Source organism: Pseudomonas sp. JL3, assembly GCF_031570575.1.
Classification (GTDB): domain Bacteria; phylum Pseudomonadota; class Gammaproteobacteria; order Pseudomonadales; family Pseudomonadaceae; genus Aquipseudomonas; species Aquipseudomonas cucumis.
In genome coordinates this window covers 16,077-32,696 of the sequence record NZ_JAKWJK010000023.1, presented here as the reverse complement: position 1 = coordinate 32,696, position 16,620 = coordinate 16,077, and the positions used below count along the sequence as shown (strand labels likewise).

16 protein-coding genes and 2 pseudogenes are annotated in these 16,620 nt (G+C 60.2%); 2 read left to right on the top strand and 16 right to left on the bottom strand.

All coding sequences use genetic code 11. From position 1 onward, the window contains the following. Positions 1 to 2: 2 nt before the first annotated feature. The 10 genes from MMG91_RS26250 to argH all read right to left on the bottom strand — a co-directional run bounded on the left by MMG91_RS26250 (position 3) and on the right by argH (position 10,763). Positions 3 to 1,109 (bottom strand): enoyl-CoA hydratase/isomerase family protein, encoded by a 1,107-nt coding sequence (locus tag MMG91_RS26250; RefSeq protein ID WP_310661160.1) that lies wholly within the window; start codon positions 1,107 to 1,109, stop codon positions 3 to 5. A 205-nt stretch (positions 1,110 to 1,314) separates the two neighbouring features. Beyond that, on the bottom strand, positions 1,315 to 2,010 hold the full coding sequence (locus MMG91_RS26245; RefSeq protein WP_310661159.1) for an HPP family protein: 696 nt from the start codon (positions 2,008 to 2,010) through the stop codon (positions 1,315 to 1,317). 158 nt (positions 2,011 to 2,168) lie between these two features. Further along, a complete protein-coding gene (locus tag MMG91_RS26240) occupies positions 2,169 to 3,347 on the bottom strand; it encodes an MFS transporter (protein ID WP_310661158.1) in 1,179 nt (392 codons plus the stop codon). Between the two features lie 59 nt (positions 3,348 to 3,406). Further along, complete coding sequence (locus tag MMG91_RS26235) at positions 3,407 to 4,819, bottom strand: MmgE/PrpD family protein (RefSeq protein WP_310661157.1); 1,413 nt, start codon at positions 4,817 to 4,819, stop codon at positions 3,407 to 3,409. After that, positions 4,816 to 5,703: a polysaccharide deacetylase gene (locus tag MMG91_RS26230; RefSeq protein ID WP_310661156.1), complete on the bottom strand. Its 888-nt coding sequence runs from the start codon at positions 5,701 to 5,703 to the stop codon at positions 4,816 to 4,818. The genes MMG91_RS26235 and MMG91_RS26230 overlap by 4 nt, the downstream gene beginning before the upstream one ends. Next, the gene (locus MMG91_RS26225; protein WP_310661155.1) at positions 5,696 to 6,544 is read right to left on the bottom strand and encodes a polysaccharide deacetylase; all 849 of its coding nucleotides are present in this window, start codon (positions 6,542 to 6,544) and stop codon (positions 5,696 to 5,698) included. The genes MMG91_RS26230 and MMG91_RS26225 overlap by 8 nt, the downstream gene beginning before the upstream one ends. Before the next feature lie 83 nt (positions 6,545 to 6,627). Further along, positions 6,628 to 7,452 carry an ABC transporter substrate-binding protein gene (locus MMG91_RS26220; protein WP_305445409.1) on the bottom strand — a complete coding sequence of 275 codons (825 nt, stop codon included), beginning with the start codon at positions 7,450 to 7,452 and terminating at the stop codon, positions 6,628 to 6,630. Positions 7,453 to 7,505: 53 nt separating this feature from the next. Then, a complete protein-coding gene (locus tag MMG91_RS26215) occupies positions 7,506 to 8,270 on the bottom strand; it encodes an amino acid ABC transporter ATP-binding protein (RefSeq protein WP_007900205.1) in 765 nt (254 codons plus the stop codon). Between the two features lie 10 nt (positions 8,271 to 8,280). Further along, on the bottom strand, positions 8,281 to 9,159 hold the full coding sequence (locus tag MMG91_RS26210; protein ID WP_310661154.1) for an amino acid ABC transporter permease: 879 nt from the start codon (positions 9,157 to 9,159) through the stop codon (positions 8,281 to 8,283). A gap of 176 nt (positions 9,160 to 9,335) precedes the next feature. Next, positions 9,336 to 10,763, bottom strand: a complete 1,428-nt coding sequence (argH, locus tag MMG91_RS26205) for an argininosuccinate lyase (RefSeq protein WP_310661153.1) — start codon at positions 10,761 to 10,763, stop codon at positions 9,336 to 9,338. A gap of 305 nt (positions 10,764 to 11,068) precedes the next feature. Between argH and MMG91_RS26200 the strand changes: the two genes are divergently transcribed. Continuing rightward, on the top strand, positions 11,069 to 12,034 hold the full coding sequence (locus tag MMG91_RS26200; RefSeq protein WP_310661152.1) for a LysR family transcriptional regulator: 966 nt from the start codon (positions 11,069 to 11,071) through the stop codon (positions 12,032 to 12,034). Positions 12,035 to 12,036: 2 nt separating this feature from the next. On the opposite strand, the gene MMG91_RS26195 is transcribed toward MMG91_RS26200, so the two are convergent. The 6 genes and pseudogenes from MMG91_RS26195 to MMG91_RS26170 all read right to left on the bottom strand — a co-directional run. Continuing rightward, positions 12,037 to 12,555, bottom strand: coding sequence for a GNAT family N-acetyltransferase (locus tag MMG91_RS26195; RefSeq protein WP_310661151.1), 519 nt, complete (start codon positions 12,553 to 12,555; stop codon positions 12,037 to 12,039). Positions 12,556 to 12,696: 141 nt separating this feature from the next. Beyond that, a pseudogene (locus MMG91_RS26190) lies at positions 12,697 to 12,936 on the bottom strand (glycosyltransferase); the annotation flags it as partial. A gap of 95 nt (positions 12,937 to 13,031) precedes the next feature. Then, entirely contained in the window at positions 13,032 to 14,411 is a 1,380-nt protein-coding gene (locus MMG91_RS26185) for a UDP-glucose/GDP-mannose dehydrogenase family protein (protein ID WP_310661150.1), read from the bottom strand. Then, positions 14,408 to 14,821, bottom strand: coding sequence for a 4-amino-4-deoxy-L-arabinose-phosphoundecaprenol flippase subunit ArnF (gene arnF, locus MMG91_RS26180; RefSeq protein WP_310661149.1), 414 nt, complete (start codon positions 14,819 to 14,821; stop codon positions 14,408 to 14,410). Before arnF ends, MMG91_RS26185 begins: the two co-directional genes overlap by 4 nt. Continuing rightward, entirely contained in the window at positions 14,818 to 15,162 is a 345-nt protein-coding gene (arnE, locus tag MMG91_RS26175; RefSeq protein WP_310661148.1) for a 4-amino-4-deoxy-L-arabinose-phosphoundecaprenol flippase subunit ArnE, read from the bottom strand. Before arnE ends, arnF begins: the two co-directional genes overlap by 4 nt. Further along, a pseudogene (locus MMG91_RS26170) lies at positions 15,159 to 15,358 on the bottom strand (4-amino-4-deoxy-L-arabinose lipid A transferase); the annotation flags it as partial. The pseudogene MMG91_RS26170 and the gene arnE, both read right to left, overlap by 4 nt. Positions 15,359 to 15,773: 415 nt before the next feature. Here MMG91_RS26170 and xerC point away from each other — a divergent pair. After that, a complete protein-coding gene (gene xerC, locus MMG91_RS26165) occupies positions 15,774 to 16,619 on the top strand; it encodes a tyrosine recombinase XerC (RefSeq protein WP_305449800.1) in 846 nt (281 codons plus the stop codon). The last annotated feature ends 1 nt before the right edge of the window (position 16,620 follow it).

Here is a 16,620-nt window from a genome sequence, read left to right as displayed (position 1 = left end):
GCTCAGCTCCCGCTCTGGTCGAACCCGGTGAAAAAACTCGCGACGTGCTCGGCGTCCAGCGCCTGCAAGGTCGGCGGGTTCCAGCGCGGGTTCTTGTCTTTGTCGATCAGCAAGGCGCGCACGCCTTCGATCAGGTCGCCGCGTTCGAACCACTGGCGATCCAGGTGCAGTTCGAGGGCGAAGCACTGTTCCAGGCTCAGGTGCCGACCGCGTCGCAGCATTTCCAGGGTCACGCCCATGGCCAGCGGTGAACGGCTTTCCAGCAGGTCGGCGGTGGCCGTCGCCCACTCGTGGCTGTCGGTGACGGTCACTTCACGCAGTTGTTCCAACATACTCGGCACATCGGGCAGGGCGAAGAAGTGATCGATGGCCGGCCGCAACGCTGCCAGGGGCGCTACCGGCAGTTGCTGCACGGCGAGTTTCGCCAGCACGCCTTGCAGGTCCTTGAGCGGCGTGTCGTGCCATTGGAGGTGATCGAGTTGCTCGTCCAGCGTGCTCAGGTTGGCGCTCTCCAGATACCAGTCGGCCAGGCCGCAATAGAGCGCGTCGGCGGCACGAATCTGCACACCCGTGACGCCGAGATAAATGCCCAGCTCACCGGGAATGCGCGGCAGGAAGTGGCTGCCACCAACGTCTGGGAAATAACCGATAGCCACTTCCGGCATCGCCAGACGGCTGCGTTCGGTGACCACCCGCAAATCGGCGCCTTGCACCAGCCCCATGCCACCGCCCAGCACAAAACCGTCCATCAAGGCCAGGACCGGTTTGCGATAGTGATGGATGGCGAGGTCAAGGGCGTACTCCTCGACGAAGAAGTCTTCGTGCAGGGTGTCGCCACTTTTGAAGCTGTCATACAGCGAGCGAATATCGCCGCCGGCACAGAACGCTTTCTCGCCTGCGCCGCGCAACACCACCGCGCGCACCTGCGGATCCCGTGCCCAGGCATCGAGCTGCTGTTGCAGGCTGCGAACCATGTCCAGGGTAATGGCGTTGAGGCCGGCGGGGCGATTGAGGGTCAGGTGACCAATGTGATTGCGAACCTCGGCCAACACTTCGTTTTGCGTGGCATCCATGGGCTGCGTTGTCGGGGATGAAACCTGAGCAGTCATCACTAACTCCCTGCTTTTATTGTTCTTTATAGAGAAGCTCGCGCGCGAGCGATGCTGGATCGTATCAGTGCAAATTTGTGATGTACAACCGGGATACGTGCAGGTGCTGTTTGCATTTTTACCTTAGGGCAATATCAAAAGATCGCAACCTTTGGCTGCGCCCCAAGGTGCAAAGGAGCTGCCGCAGCCAGCGATCTTTAGATCTTCAACCCTTGCTGGAAAATACATCCCCGATGCTACGGCGCCTGGCATGCAATTCACTGGCATGGATCAGTTGTTCGAGGTCTTCGGGGGTGATGTCGTAGAAGGCCTCCATGTCGGCGAGGGCCAGTTTCAGATCCGCGGCAGTGATCGCCTGGCTGTCAGGGGCGGGCATCATCGGCGCCGGTTCAGCGGGACGTTTTGGGTAACGAATGCGCGTCAGATTGTTGTACGCCAGTGCGCTGAGCAGCATCGTCGAGGCACTGAGCATCACCGGGCCGAGGGCTTTCCACTCCAGGGCGATGGTCGCCGGGTCTGCCACCACCATAAGCAACGCCAAGGCACCGGCCGGTGGGTGCAGGCAACGCAGCCAGCACATCAGAATCAGTGCCATGCCCGCCGCAAGGCACGCGCTGCCGAGGGTGCGTCCGAGTACGTGAGCGACCAGCAGTGAGGCCACTCCCGCGCAGAGGTAACCGCCAAGAATCGACCACGGCTGGGCAAGCGCACCCGAGGACACGGCGAACAACAGCACCGCCGAGGCGCCCAGCGGGCCGATCAGATGCAGCGCCACGTCGATGCCGAACACCTTGCCGCAGAGCCAGACGCTGAACATCGTTCCCAGGGCCATGCCGATAGCGGCGCGGCTCCATTCTGAAGGACGGGTATTGATGGCGGCAGGTAACCAGCGAGCAAACATGAGGCAAACGGTCCGTATAAAAATCGAGGCAAAAAAAAGGCTTAGCTGGGATACCCAGAAAGCCCTTGAAAGAGTTCCAACTATTGGGGGAGGAACGGCGCACAGTGTGCCGATCAATCCTGATGCTGACAAATTCATATTAATGCAGTTTCAGTGCATTATTTTTGCAGTATCGCCACCCGCCGACCGCTCATGAAACAGAGAAAACCGCCCATTGCCGTCAACGCGCTCAGGGCATAGAACATGGTGGGCGCGGGCGTGTGCAACAGCAGATAGCCACAGATCACCGGGCTCAGCGCACCGCCGAGGGCCGCGAGGTTTTGCGCGCCGTAGTAGCTGCCGCGCAGTTCTTCCGGGGCGAGGGTGTCGACGAAAAGGAATTCGGCCGGGTAAATGATCATTTCGCCGAGGGTGAAAATGAACATCGCCACGCACCAACTCACCAGGCTGTCAGCCAGACTGAAACCGATCAACCCGAGGATGAACAGGCCGGTGCCACCGGCAATCCAGTAACGCAGTTGTTCGCGCTTGAGGAACCGGCCGATCTGGTATTGCAGCAGGATCACGCTGATGGCGTTACAGGCGAGCAGGGCGGCCATGGTTTCCAGGGCGCGTTTGGTGTCTTGGGTGACCAGCAGGTATTGCGACAGGTACAGGGTAAAGCGCCCGTGCACCACGGTGCTGAGCAGGCAGCCGCAGGTGAACATGATCAGCGTGCGGTCGTTCTTCAGGGTGATCAGGGTTCTGAGGAAACTCTGGGGCTGGCCGATGGCGGGTGTCTGGGCCGGGTCTTTGGGAATCCCGCTCATCAGGAAAATACTGAAGAATGCGATGCCGCCGGCGATCAGGAACGGCGCAATCGGATACACGCCGGCGATCACCACGCCGAGCATGGGGCCAGTGGCGTAGCCGATATTGGTCAGCGTGTAGCGCAGCGAAAAGGCCTTGGCGCGCTGGCCCACGGGCAGGTTTTCGCTGAGGATCGCCTTGGACCCGATCAGGAACAGCGCCGAGGCGGTTTCGGTGATCACCAGGGTGGCGGTGGTCAGGTAGAGGTTTTCGGCGAAGGTCAGCAGCACGAAACCGATGGCGCTGGAGAGCATGGTCAGAATCAGTAGCCGACGTTTTTCGAGGCGGTCGATGATGTAGCCGCCGTAAAGCGCGAGCAGGGTGGCGATGAACACCGCGATGCCCAGCAACAGGCCGACGTCCTGTTGGTTGAGGCCGAGTTTGTTGCTCAGAAACAGGGTGAGCAACGGGCTGGTAATGGCGCGGCTGACGACGATGGTCAGAGAAACGATCATCAAGCGGCGAATAACGAGGGAGTAAGTAGCCACGGTGGGGCAAATGTCCTTATTCAGTTTGTTGATCGTTCCCACGCTCTGCGTGGGAACGATCACGGTGTGTTCAGCCATTGCTCCAGTGATTCGACAGAACTCAAACTTTCCAGACGCCACAACTGTTCCAGCAATTGACTGGCCTGCTGTCGCGGCATCACCCGCCCAGCCAGGCTGAAAAACTTCTCCTCCAGTGCCCCATCACTCAGTGGGTTCCCCGGCGCACCCAACGGCACTTCAACACACAGGCTCGCTTGCCGACCGTCCACGGTCTGCAGGCTGACGACAGGCTCGCCATCCTCCGACAGTAGCGGGTCCACTTGAAGGCAAATGCGCGACATCCAGTGAGCAATCCGCGGGTGGTGGCGCTGTTCGTCGTCGTAAGCTTCCAGCCTGCAATGCCCGTGGACCAGACGGGCGGCGAGGGCATAGGGCAGGCTCATTTGCGCCGCTGGCAGGCTATTGATGTCCTGACCGCCACACATGTCCTGAAGAAATCCGCACAACGAAACCTGAACGCTTTCGACCTGATCTGCGCTGACCTGTAACTGATCCAGCAACAGGCCCAATGCATCGATCGCCGAATGCGTCCCTCGGCACGCCGCGTAGGGCTTGATCGAGCAGCGGGCGAGTTTCCATACCCGGCCCAGTTCGGCATCCAGCGCCTCAGGTACAGCGGTATCCGCCGCGAGGGTCTTGAGAAAACCGCCCCAGACATCATCGAACAGCTTTGTCGGCCCGGTGATGCCTTGTTGAGCAAACCGCGCCGCCAGTAGTCCACCTTCGGCGGCCCGGCCGCTGTGGAGTTTTTTGCTTTGCGAGCCGTCATGGATGAAGGCCCAAAGACCGCCACTGAAGCTGCCGGCGATGCCCAATGCCGCCAGGGTTTGCTGTGTATCCAGCCGCAGAATCCGCGCACTGGCCGCTGCCGCACCAAACACCCCGCACGTCGCCGTGGAGTGCCAACCGGCGCCGTTGTGCGCCGAATAACTGCCGCAGGCTTCGAGTACCCGACGGCCGATTTCGTAGCCGATCACTACAGCGGTGATTAACTCGCGGCCATTTACCGGTGTTTCAGAAATCGATAGCTCAGACATCGACACAGCGGCCATCACCGTCGGCAGCACCACCGCACCGGAGTGGTCGCAACCGCCCGTGTCGTCCAGCTCCAGGGCATGCGCGGCGATGCCGTTGAGCATGGCAGCCTGCGCTGCGCCGACTCGCTGATCGGTGCCCCAGACCAACGTATTCCCGGCTTCACCCTCGAAAACCTGACGCGCCTGTCTGGCCACATCACTGCCAGCCCCGGCCAGGGTTACGCCGAAAGTGTCGAGGATGTGTCGCCTGGCTTGCGCCACCAATGCGGGTGGTAAATCTTCGAAGCGAGTCTCCACACAAAACTGCGCCAACCGCTCCATCCGCATCACCCCATCGTAGGCGCTACCGAAGGTTGCGACGTCTTGATCTTTCATACGCCGTAATCCCGATAATGACGTTCGTACACCGCCGCCGGGTGATCCTCGCTCACGGACGCTGCCGACTCGGCCCACCACTGAGCGACCTCGGCACCGGTGGCGATCCACACGTCGTCATGCTGTTGGATGCTTTGCAGCAATTCGCGCAACACGCCGATCCGTCCGGGCGTGGCGATGATCTCCGGGTGCAGCCGCAGCACGTAACACAACCCGAATCGGTGAAACCCGGCAAAGTCCATTTGCAGGTTGCCCAGGGTATGGCTGTAAGAGGCGATGCGCGATTGCGCCGGTGGCACCGCCGGGCTGAGGTTGAAGGCGAAGTAGGGTTCGTCTTCCAGTTCGTAGTGCAACGGCAGCTCAATCACTTCGGGCGCCGTTGGGTGAGCGAAGGGCAAATCATCGCCGCGCCATGACGAGTCCCAGCGGATGCCATGATCGCGCAACGCCTCGATGAAACCTGGCGCACCATTGCCGGCGGGGATGCGAAAGCCTGTCGGACGCTGACCGGTCAGCGCGCTCAAGGCCGCGCAACCTTTTGCGACCTCGGCGCTTTGCTCGGCCAGCGTCAGGTTGTCGTAGTTCTGATGGCGATACCCGGCGCAGGCAATCTCATGCCCGCCGGCCTGGATCGCCCGGACGTGCTGCGGGTTTTCCTCGGCGACGATGCCGGGGATGCACCAACTGCTGGAAACCCCCAGTTCTTCGAACAAACCGAGCAAACGCTCGACACCGCGTTGGGCACCGTAGCGCCACACCGACAAGGTCTTGTCGCGCCCGGCGACTTCCGGCGCCTGGGTGAGGATGCCGTGGATGTCGTTGTAATCGACGGTCAGCACCACGGCGCAGCGGTAGCCGTTGGGCCAGACAGTGGAATCAGCCATGGTGATGCTCCTTCAGCCACCAATGGGCGACGTCGCGGCAGGTGGCGAACCAGACGTCATCGCGCTGGCGCATGTGTTCGAAGAGTTTTTCCAGGAGCAGGATGCGCCCCGGTTTGCCGGTGATCTTGGGGTGGAACAGGGTGGTCAGGCACAACCCTTCATCCATGGCGCCGTCGAACTCGCGGCACCAGTTGTCGAGGGTCAGCGCGTAGCTGGCGGTGCGGTCGAGTCCCGAGGGAAAGTCCGGCGCGCGGGTGTAGGCGAGGGACGCGTAGTCGTCCATTTCCCAACGACCGGGGATTTCCACCAGCGGCGTATCGAAGCCCGGCACGCTGACCAGGTACGGCCGATCATCGCCGCGCATGCTGCTGGAATAAGTCACGCCGGCTTCCACCAGCATGGCCGGCGTTTCGGCCCGCCAGTCACCGGACGGCGTGCGGAAACCTTCGGCGCGGATGTTCAGGTGTTTCCAGAACACCTCGCGGGATTTGTGCATTACGTCCTTCTGCTGATCCAGCGTCAGGGCGTAAAAGGATTCGTGTTTGTAGCCGTGGTACGCCACTTCATGTCCGCGCTCGACAATCGCCTGGCACTGTTTCGGCCAGTTCTCCACGACCCAGGCCGGGACGAAAAATGTCGTCGGGATCAGGTACTCATCCAGCACGTCGAGAATCCGCGGCAACGCCCGATAGGGGCCGTAACCACCGAAACCAAAGTACTCGGGCTTGCGCCAGATCGAGCCGTTGAGCATGGCATCGCCGGTGGGACCATCGAGGTCGAAGGCCAGGGCGAGGCAGGCTGCGTGCTGATTGGGCCAGGTGGGTTGTAGCGAGGAGGACATGTGGTGCTCCAACTATTTATAAGTAAGCGCCGACGCTGTGGGAGCGGGCCAACCCGCTCCCACAAAGGCATCACACCGATCCATTATTTCCCGGCGTTAATGGTCACCGTCTTGATCGCACCCAGTTCCAGGTCCCACTTCTTCAAGATCGCCTGGTAGCTGCCGTCATCGACCATGCTCTGCATCGCCACTTTCACCGCTTCGCTCAGCTCAGGCTTTTTCTTGCTCACGCCCAACCCGGTGAACTGCTTGGAAATCGGCAGGCCCACGGTTTTGTACATGTCCTTTTCCTGGGTCTTGAGGTACGGCAGGGTTTCGCTGCCTTGCATGGCTGCGTCGATACGGCTTTGGCGCAGTTGTGCGCGGGCGTCGGCCGAGCCTTCGGTGCCGATCACGTTGATCGCAGGCTTGCCGGCAGCTTCACAGTTGGCCTTGCTCCACTCGGCGATTTCCGCCGGGAAGGTGGTACGTCGGCTGGTACCGACTTTCTTGCCGCACAGGTCGATGATCTCGTTGGTGTCCTTGTTTTTCTGCAAGGTGTAGAACTGCGGACCGCTGGTGAAGTAGTCGACGAAGGTCACACTGGCCTGGCGCTCGGCGGTGTCGGTCATGCCCGACATCACCATGTCCACGCGGTCGGTGGTCAGCGCATTGATCATTTGCTCGAAGCCGGTTTCCTGCCATTTGATCTTCACGCCCAGCCGCTCGGCCAGGGCGTTGCCCAGGTCAACGTCGAGACCGGTGAGGGTGTTGGTGGCCGGGTCCTTGAAATCCATAGGCGGGTAGTTCGGCATGATTGCCACAACGACCTCGCCTTTGTCCTTGATGCTGGCCGGTAACTCGGCAGCCCAAGTGAAACTGGAAGCCATAACGCCTGCGAGTACTGCTGGAATAACGAAGTTCTTCATGGTCGTTCTCTTATGAGTGTTGTGAGGTCCGCTCTTGGTTTTCGAGCCAGGGCCTAGGTTCGAACGGCAGAAATGAAGCTTTGGGTGCGTGGGTTTTGTGGACTTATTAGTATTTCTTCGGGGCTTCCAGCCTCCACGATCTGTCCTTCGTCCATGAACACCATGCGGTTGGAAACCTCGCGAGCGAAGCCCAGTTCATGGGTGACGACGATCATGGTCATGCCGGTCTGCGCCAGATCGCGCATCACCGACAGCACCTCACCGACCAGTTCCGGGTCGAGTGCCGAAGTGGGTTCATCGAACAGCATCAGCTTGGGTCGCATGGCCAACGCGCGGGCAATCGCCACCCGTTGTTGCTGACCGCCCGACAGTTCGATCGGGTAGCTGTTGCGCTTGTCGGCCAGGCCGACGCGAGCGAGCAATTCCAAGGCTTCTTCGTGCGCTTCCTTGGGCGAACGCTTGAGCACCTGGCATGGCCCTTCGATGATGTTTTGCAGCACAGTCATGTGCGGGAACAGGTTGAAGCGCTGGAACACCATGCCGGTGGCCAGGCGCTGACGGGCGATCTGCGACTCGTTGAGTTCGTGCAGTTTGTTGCCGACGATCCGGTAACCCACCAGTTCGCCGTCGACCCACAGGCCGCCCTTGTCGATTTTTTCCAGCTGATTCACGCAGCGCAGCAAGGTGCTTTTGCCGGAACCGGACGGGCCGATGATGCACAGCACTTCGCCTTGCTCGACCTCGATGTTGATGTCCTTGAGCGCGTGGAAATGGTCGTAATACTTGTTCAGGCTCACGGCCTTGACGATGCTTCTCATGTTGAACTCCTCAAGAACGCTTGCCGGCGCCGCGAGCGAAACGACGCTCCAGACGGCTTTGACCAAAGGACAGGACGGTGACGGTGGCCAGGTACCAGATACCGGCGACGATCAGCAGCTCCATCACGCGGGCGTTGGCGTAGTAGATGTTCTGGGCGTTGTAGAGCAGTTCGGAGTACTGGATGACGCTCGCCAGCGAGGTCATTTTCACCATGCCGATGAATTCGTTACCCACCGGCGGAATGATGATCCGCATGGCCTGGGGCAGGATGATCCGGCGCAAGGCTTGCAAGCGCGGCATGCCGATCGACTTGGCGGCTTCGTACTGCCCGGTGTCGACCGAGAGCAGGCCGGCGCGCACCACTTCGGCGGTGTAGGCGCCCTGGTTGATGCTCAAGCCGAGGAGGGCGGCCACGAACGGCGTCATCAGGCTCACGGTGTCCATTTCGAACAGGCCGGGGATGCCGATGGTGGGGAAAATCAGCGCCAGGTTGAACCACAGCAGCAGCTGCAGAATCAGCGGCGTGCCGCGAAACAGCCACGTGTAGGTCAGCGCCACATAGCGCAGGATCGGGTTGGCCGACATGCGCATGATCGCCGTGATCACCCCGAATACGATGCCCAGCGCCATCGCCAGCACCGCCATGACGATGGTGTTGAGCAGGCCCCACATAATGGCCTGAGAGGTGAGAAACTGGCCGATGTACGACCATTCGATCTTGCCTTCGGCGAAGGCGCGCACCAGGCCGACAATCGCAATCATGATCACCGTGGCGAAGAAAATCCGCCCGTAGTAACGCCGTGGCACATGCTGGTACTGGGTGATATCGAACTGGTTTTCCGCCAGTTTGCGCTCCGCCTGGAGTCGTTCTGCCTGAGTCTGGCTCATGTTGTTTCTCCGTACGCCGCCCTCGATTCAGGCGGCGTGTATGGTTTATTCGTTGCAGCACAATCCCTGTGGGAGCGGGCTTGCCCGCGAAAGCGGTGGGTCATTCAGCATTGATGTCGACTGATACGGCCTCTTCGCGGGCAAGCCCCCCGCTCCAACAGGTTTTGCGTCCTATTTCAAAGACGAAAGCCCTGATAGTTCTCGGTCCACGCTTGCTGCGCGGCGAGGGCAGTTTTCAATCGGCCGATCTGCTCGCGCACCTGTTGCGGCGCAGTACCGCCCCAGCCGCTGCGGGCAGCGATGGCGGCTTCGAGGGTCAGGCTGTCGCGCACCTCTGGCGTCAGACGTGGATCGATCTCGGCCAACAGCGCCGGGGACGCTTCCCACAATTCGATGTCATGTTTCTCGCAGGCCTGGACCAATGCGCCGGTGATTTCATGAGCTTCCTTGAACGGCACACCGCGCACCGCCAGCCAGTCGGCCACTTCGGTGGCGAGGGTGAAGCCCAGCGGTGCCTGACGGCGCAGTTCTTCGACGTTGACCTTCATGGTCGCAACCATTCCGGCCATGGCCGGCAACACCAGCAGCAGGGTGTCGACGCTGTCGAGCACGCCATTTTTGTCTTCGCTGAGGTCGCGGTTGTATGACAGCGGCAGGGATTTGAGCGTCGAGAGCAGACCGGTCAGGTTACCGATCAGGCGGCCAGCCTTACCCCGGGCCAGTTCGGCGATGTCCGGGTTTTTCTTCTGCGGCATGATCGAACTGCCGGTGGCGTAGGCATCGTCCAGTGCGACCCAGCGAAATTGCCGCGACGACCACAGGCAGAATTCTTCAGCGAGGCGGGAAATGTTGATCCCGAGCATGCTGGCGATAAACAGGAACTCGGCGACGTGATCGCGGCTGGCCACGGCGTCGATGGAGTTTTCGCACACACCGCTGTAGCCCATTTCCTTGGCCGACTGCTGCGGCAGGCGAGCAATCGCAGAACCAGCCATGGCCGCGGCACCGAGTGGCGACAGCGAGGTGCGCACGTCCCAATCCACCAGGCGCTGCACGTCACGCAACATCGATTGGGCGTGGGCCAGCAAGTGATGAGCGAAAACGATCGGTTGCGCCTGTTGCAAGTGAGTGAAGCCCGGGCAGATGCTCTCGATGTGTTGCTCGGCTTGATCCACCAGTGCTTGTTGCAAGGCCAGCACTTCGACGGCCAGGGTGCGCACGTGATCACGCAGGAACAACCGCAGGTCATTGGCGGTCTGGTCGTTGCGCGAGCGGCCGGCGCGCAGCTTGCCGCCCAGTGCGCCGAGGCGTTCGGTCAGCAGGCGCTCGATGAAGGTGTGGACGTCTTCGTCGTCCAGCGTCGGCGCGATGCTGCCGGCACGGAAGTCATCACCGATACGCTCCAGAGCGTCGAGCATGGTCTGGGTTTCCTGCTCGCTCAACAGCCCTGCGCGCTGCAATTCCCTGGCATGCGCCCTGGAGCCGGCGAGGTCGTACGGGGTGAGGCGAAAGTAGCGCTCGGGGCAACGGGACAGGGCCGCCAGGGCTTCGGACGGGCCGCTCTTGAAGCGGGCACCCCAGAGACGGTCGGTGGTTTGAGACATTGTTGTTTTCCTCGTCGTAAAGCGAATTGAAATCGGTATGCCGAGCCCGGAACACCCGCCGAAAATCATTCGGGCGTGGTGCGGCTCAATCAAATTCAAGGGCAGGGGAAAAGCGCAGTTGCTAAATGGCGAGAGCTGATCGAAGTGTCAGCTTTTAATAGTTCGAAATCAGTGAGTTGGCACTGATCCGTGGGATTTATTAACGGTTGCCAAGCCTTGTTTTCTGTGTTCATTATTATTGGCCAGCTATGTTTTTGTTGTTGGGCACAGATTGTTGAATAGGGCGCCAGAGGTAAATAAGCATTATGGAAACCCCACTTTCCAATTCCGGAAACCCGCCGCCAAAAACGGTATATCGGGCGCCGTTGGCCCTCAGCGGCCTGGACTTCAAACTGCTCAAAGTATTCAAGGCCGTGGTCGAGGCTGGCGGCTTCAGTGCCGCGCAGAATGAGCTGAATGTGGGCCTGGCAGCCATCAGCAAACAGATCTCGGACCTTGAGATTCGCATCGGCATGCGCCTGTGTACCCGAGGGCGGGAAGGCTTTCACCTGACCGAAGAAGGGCGTCTGGTGTACCAGGCGTCAATCGATTTATTTGCTTCGGTCGATAACTTTCGTGATCGGCTTAGTTCGGCGCAGAACGAACTTATTGGCGATCTTGGGGTGGGTGTTATTGACAATACGATCATGGACACTAATTCGCCGTTAGTTGCGGCGCTGAGAAAAATAAATGAAGAGTCGCCGAAAGTAAGATTTCAACTTCAGGCGTCTCAGTTAGATGAGGTAGAAAGAGGCGTAGTCGAAGGACGGTTAGTGGCCGGAATCGTGCCGGTTTATCAGAAAAGAGAAGAGTTCGATTACTTCCCGCTTTATGAAGAGCACTCGTACGTGTATTGCGCCGTTGGCCATCCACTGTTCGCGATGCCAGAGGCGGACATGGGCAGCAACGTGCTGCTGGATTACGAGTGCATCAATCACCGCTACGCGATCCATCGGGACAAACTGAATTTTGCCCGCTACGACAGCTTTTCCGCCTCGGCGACTCAAGTGGAAGCCGTGGCGCTGCTGGTCAAGACCGGCCGTTTTGTGGGTTTTCTACCCGAGCATTACGCGGCGACACTGGTGGCTCAGGGGCAGTTTCGAGCGGTGCGTCCGGACCTGATCAACATCGTCACGCCGTTCAATCTGATCCTGCGCCACAACACCGTGCGCAGTCCGTTGGTGAAGGCGTTTGCCCAGGCGCTGGGTGTGGATCTGAAGGCGTCGGTTTGAGGCTAACGCAGCTTCAAGCGCATCGCGCACCGTCGTTCCCCAGGCAGACCGTGGTTGATTTCGTTGTTCAACACCGTCCTTAAACGCGAGCCTATTTCGGCCGGGCTCAATGTTTCAAAGTCGAGTTTGCGATAAAACGGTTCATTCCAGGGCAAGTCGCGGAACGTGGTCAAAGTCAGACCGTCGAGTTTCCGTTTGCGTGCGTGTTCGAGTGCCGTTAACAGCAACTTACGGCCAGCGCCCTGGCCCTGAAACTGTTGGCTGACGGACAGTTCCTCAATATGCAGTTCCCTGTCGATTTCAATGGCGCTGAGAAACCCCATAAGTTCACCGTCGGCCGATTGCGCCACCCAAACCTGCTCGTTCTCAATTGCCATTTGATGGTGTTCGGTATCGGCTACCGCAGCGTCGGCGAGCCAGGCCAATGAAGGGTCGCAGCGAAACAGCGCAGCCGCCGAACGCTCGATGGCGGGGAGGGCGGAGGCGTCGGCAGATTGGGCACGGCGTACAGTGAAATTCATACGGGCCACTGTAGCAGCTGCCGAGCCTGCGAGGCTGCGTTCGGCTGCGCAGCAGTCGTGAAATCAGGCACGGTGGTGTTTCAGATGAATCGGGGTTTGAGGGTTTGCGACGACTTCGTCGCCGAACGCAGCCTCGCAGCCTCGCAGGCTCGGCAGCTGCTGCAAGGGATTGACGTGCAGCGGATAAGCGAGCGCATAGTTACCCAGCGAACGGGTGAAGTAATACAGCGAACCGCTGCCCCCCTCGCTGCCATCCATGCGCCCGAGGAACTGCATGCGCACCACATCTTGCATGAAAGCCGGCCCGCCGCTGGTTTCGGCCAGCCATAGCAGCACACCGACACACATCGCCAACAACACGGTCGCCAGCAAGTCGAAACCGATCGCCGCTTGCTGATACCCCCCGGCGATGAACAGCATCAGCGCCAGCAGCCCAATCCACAGGGACTGCCGACGAATGCCGGGCGATACCGTGTTCACGCGACGACCGAGGTCGCTGGCCATTGCTGATGGGGAATCGGCAGGTTGCGCGATTCGCCACGGCCCATCGGGAAGTACAGGAAGCCGCTGCGGGCCAGGCGTTCGGCATCGTACAGGTTGCGCCCGTCGAAGATCACCGGTGCGTTGAGCCGTTGCTGGATCAAGTTGAAGTCCGGCGCCTTGAACTGCTGCCATTCGGTGCAGATGATCAGTGCGTCGGCCCCGGCGAGCACCGATTCCGGCGTGCCCATGAGCATCAGCTTCGATTCGTCGGGGTAAAGGTGTTGGGTTTCCTGCATGGCTTCCGGGTCGAACGCCCGCACATGAGCCCCGGCAGCCCACAGAGATTCGAGCAGCACCCGGCTCGGCGCATCGCGCATGTCGTCGGTATTGGGCTTGAAGGCCAGGCCCCACACGGCGAAGGTCTTGCCGCGCAAATCGCCCTGGTAGAAGGCGTTGATGCGCTCGAACAGTTTGTGTTTCTGCCGCTGGTTGATGGCTTCAACCGCTTGCAGCAGATCGCTGGAACAGTGGGCCTGTTCGGCACTGTGAATCAGCGCACGCATGTCCTTGGGGAAACACGAACCGCCGTAACCGCAGCCGGGATAAATGAAGTGGTAACCAATGCGCGAATCGGCACCGATCCCCAGCCGCACCGACTCGATGTCGGCGCCCAGGTGTTCAGCCAGTTCGGCGATCTGGTTGATGAAGCTGATCTTGGTCGCCAGCATGCAGTTGGCGGCGTATTTGGTCAGCTCGGCGCTGCGCAGGTCCATGAACATGATGCGGTCATGGTTGCGGTTGAAAGGGGCGTAGAGGTCGCGCATCACGTCGCGCACGTCGTCGCGTTCACAGCCGATGATAATGCGGTCCGGGCGTCGGCAATCGGCCACGGCCGAACCTTCCTTGAGAAACTCGGGGTTGGAGACAATATCGAACTGCAACAGCCGACCGACCTTGAGCAGGCACTTTTCAATATGGGCGCGCAGGGTATCGCCCGTGCCCACCGGCACCGTGGATTTCTCCACCAGAATCACCGGTTGTTCACGGTGACGCGCCACCGCTTCACCCACCGACAGCACGTAGCGCAGGTCCGCCGAACCATCGTCCCGGGACGGCGTGCCCACGGCAATGAACAGCACCTGGCCATGCTGCACCGCAAACTTTTCGTCAGTGGTGAATTGCAGTCGTTTGGCTTCCAGGCTTTCGCGCACCAGGCTGGCCAGCCCTGGTTCGAAAATGCTCACGTGGCCTTGTTGCAGCAACTCGACTTTCTTCTCGTCAATGTCCATGCACACCACGTCGTGGCCGACTTCAGCCAGGACGGCGGCTTGCACCAGGCCAACGTAACCGCTGCCAAATACACTGATTTTCATGGAGCTCTCCTGATAGTAGGCGCGTGAACAGGTCCGGAGTTGATGGTGATGACACCGAGGATGACCAGCGCCACCCCCAGGGTTTTCGAAAAGCTGAAGGTTTCATTGAACAGCGGCAGGCTGGCGGCCAACACATACACCAGCGCGTAGCTGATGCTCAGCAGCGAATAGGCCCGACCCAGGGGCAAATCCCGCAGGGCGGCGAGCCAGGTGAACATCGACACGGCATAGGCGAGGATGGCGGCGAGCACGACGGCCACGGCAAATACATCGACGCTGCCGTTACTCAAGGCGGGTATCAATTGTTCGGGATGGGGCAAGCGGGTCATGCTCCAGCGCATGCCCAACTGCGCGGCGCTACCCAGCAGCACGCTGCCCAGGGCGAAGGCGAGTCCGCGACGCAGGCTCATGCGTGTTGCCCCAGCAGCGCCACGCCAGCGATCACCAGCGCCACGCCCAGCCAGTGACGGCGGTCGACGGGTTCGTGAAAGACGAAGCGGGCGACCAGTGTGATCAATACGAAGTTCAGGCTGAGCATGGGATAGGCGACGCCGACTTCGAGGCGCTGCAACACCAGCAACCAGACCAGCAAACCCAATCCCAGGGAGGCGAGCGCCAGCCACAGCCACGGCGAACGCAGTTTCTCGCCCCAGCCCGACGGCTTGCCGCGCCAACTTTCCACAGCGAACTTCTGGGCGATCTGGCCCAGGCAGGTCAGCAGGCAGGCAGCCAATACGAGCAGCAGGCTCATGACGCCCCCTGAGGAGAAATCAGAATCACCAGGTTGCCTTGTTCATAACGTTTGCCATCCTTGGGCAGTCGTTCGATTTCTTGCAGCTCGCCATCGCCCTTGACCTGCATCCACGGTTGCACCTTGTCCAGGTCGACTCGCTGCTTCACCGAATCAGGATAGGGAGGCCATATTTCAATTCGCCTATCGTGCTGTACGACCAGCGTGTTGCCGATGGTCTCGCTCATCTCCACCGTTGGTATCCAGTCAAGCAGACGTTTGGCATTGGCGATGCTCGGTTTGCGATAATCCTGACGCAGCTGTGCCGACCTGATCTCCGGGCGAACGAAGCTCTTCAGCGAATTCGCCGAAAGTATCGTGTTTACAAAGGCTTAGCCGATAAGCCAAGAAGCCATCAATTGACTTTCCCGGCCATGATCGGCAGCGTGACGGCCCCTCGGGCTCGTCGAATGCAGGGAAGGTGTAGATTCATTGTTTAGTTGTTGTGTTGAACTTTATTCATTTTCAAGGCCGTTTCATTGATTGACTTAGTTGCTACTGAACCCAGCATTTCCAAAGCCAACCCGTTGACCCTGTATCTGGCGCGTCTGGCGCCGTCCAGCCAGTTGACCATGCGTTATGTGTTGCAGGACGCCGCCGACCGTCTGGACTTCGAAGACATGAACATCGACGAGATTCCCTGGCATCAACTGCAGCCCGAGGATGTCGTTGCACTGGTGGCGACCTTGCGCGAAGACGGTTACGCGCCGAACACCTCGTCGCTGTACGTTAACGCGGTGCGCGGGGTGATGAACGAAGCGTGGCGCATGAGCCTGATCAGTCAGGAACACCTGCTGAAAATGCGCTCGGTCAAAGGCATTGCCGGCACGCGTCTGTCCCAGGGGCGCAACCTCAAGCGCACCTTGATTCGCGACTTGATGGAGGTCTGCGCCGCCGATCCACGGCCACAAGGGCTACGGGACGCGGCAATCATCGGGATTCTGTACGGTTCGGGGATGCGCAAATCGGAATCGGTGAATCTGGACCTGGCCCAAGTGGATTTCACCGAGCGCAGCCTGTGCGTCACCGCCAAGGGCAACAAACAGCTGATCAAGTACGCGCCAGCCTGGGCCTTCGCCAAACTGGATGCGTGGCTGGAGTTGCGGCGTTCGCAGTTAAAGGAGGGCGAGACAGATGATCCATTCCTGTTCAACCGCATCCGCCGTGGCAGCCACATTACCCGCGAGCGCATCACCAAGCATGCGATCTACTACATTGCCCGGCAACGCGGCGCACAGGTCGGGGTGAAAATCATGCCGCACGATTTCCGGCGGTCGTTCATCACCCGAGTGATTGAAGAGCACGACCTGTCGATCGCGCAGAAACTGGCCCACCACAGCAACATCCAGACCACGGCCAATTACGACGTGCGCGACGACAATGAACGCCGTCGGGCGGTTGACCGCTTTGATTTGTGAA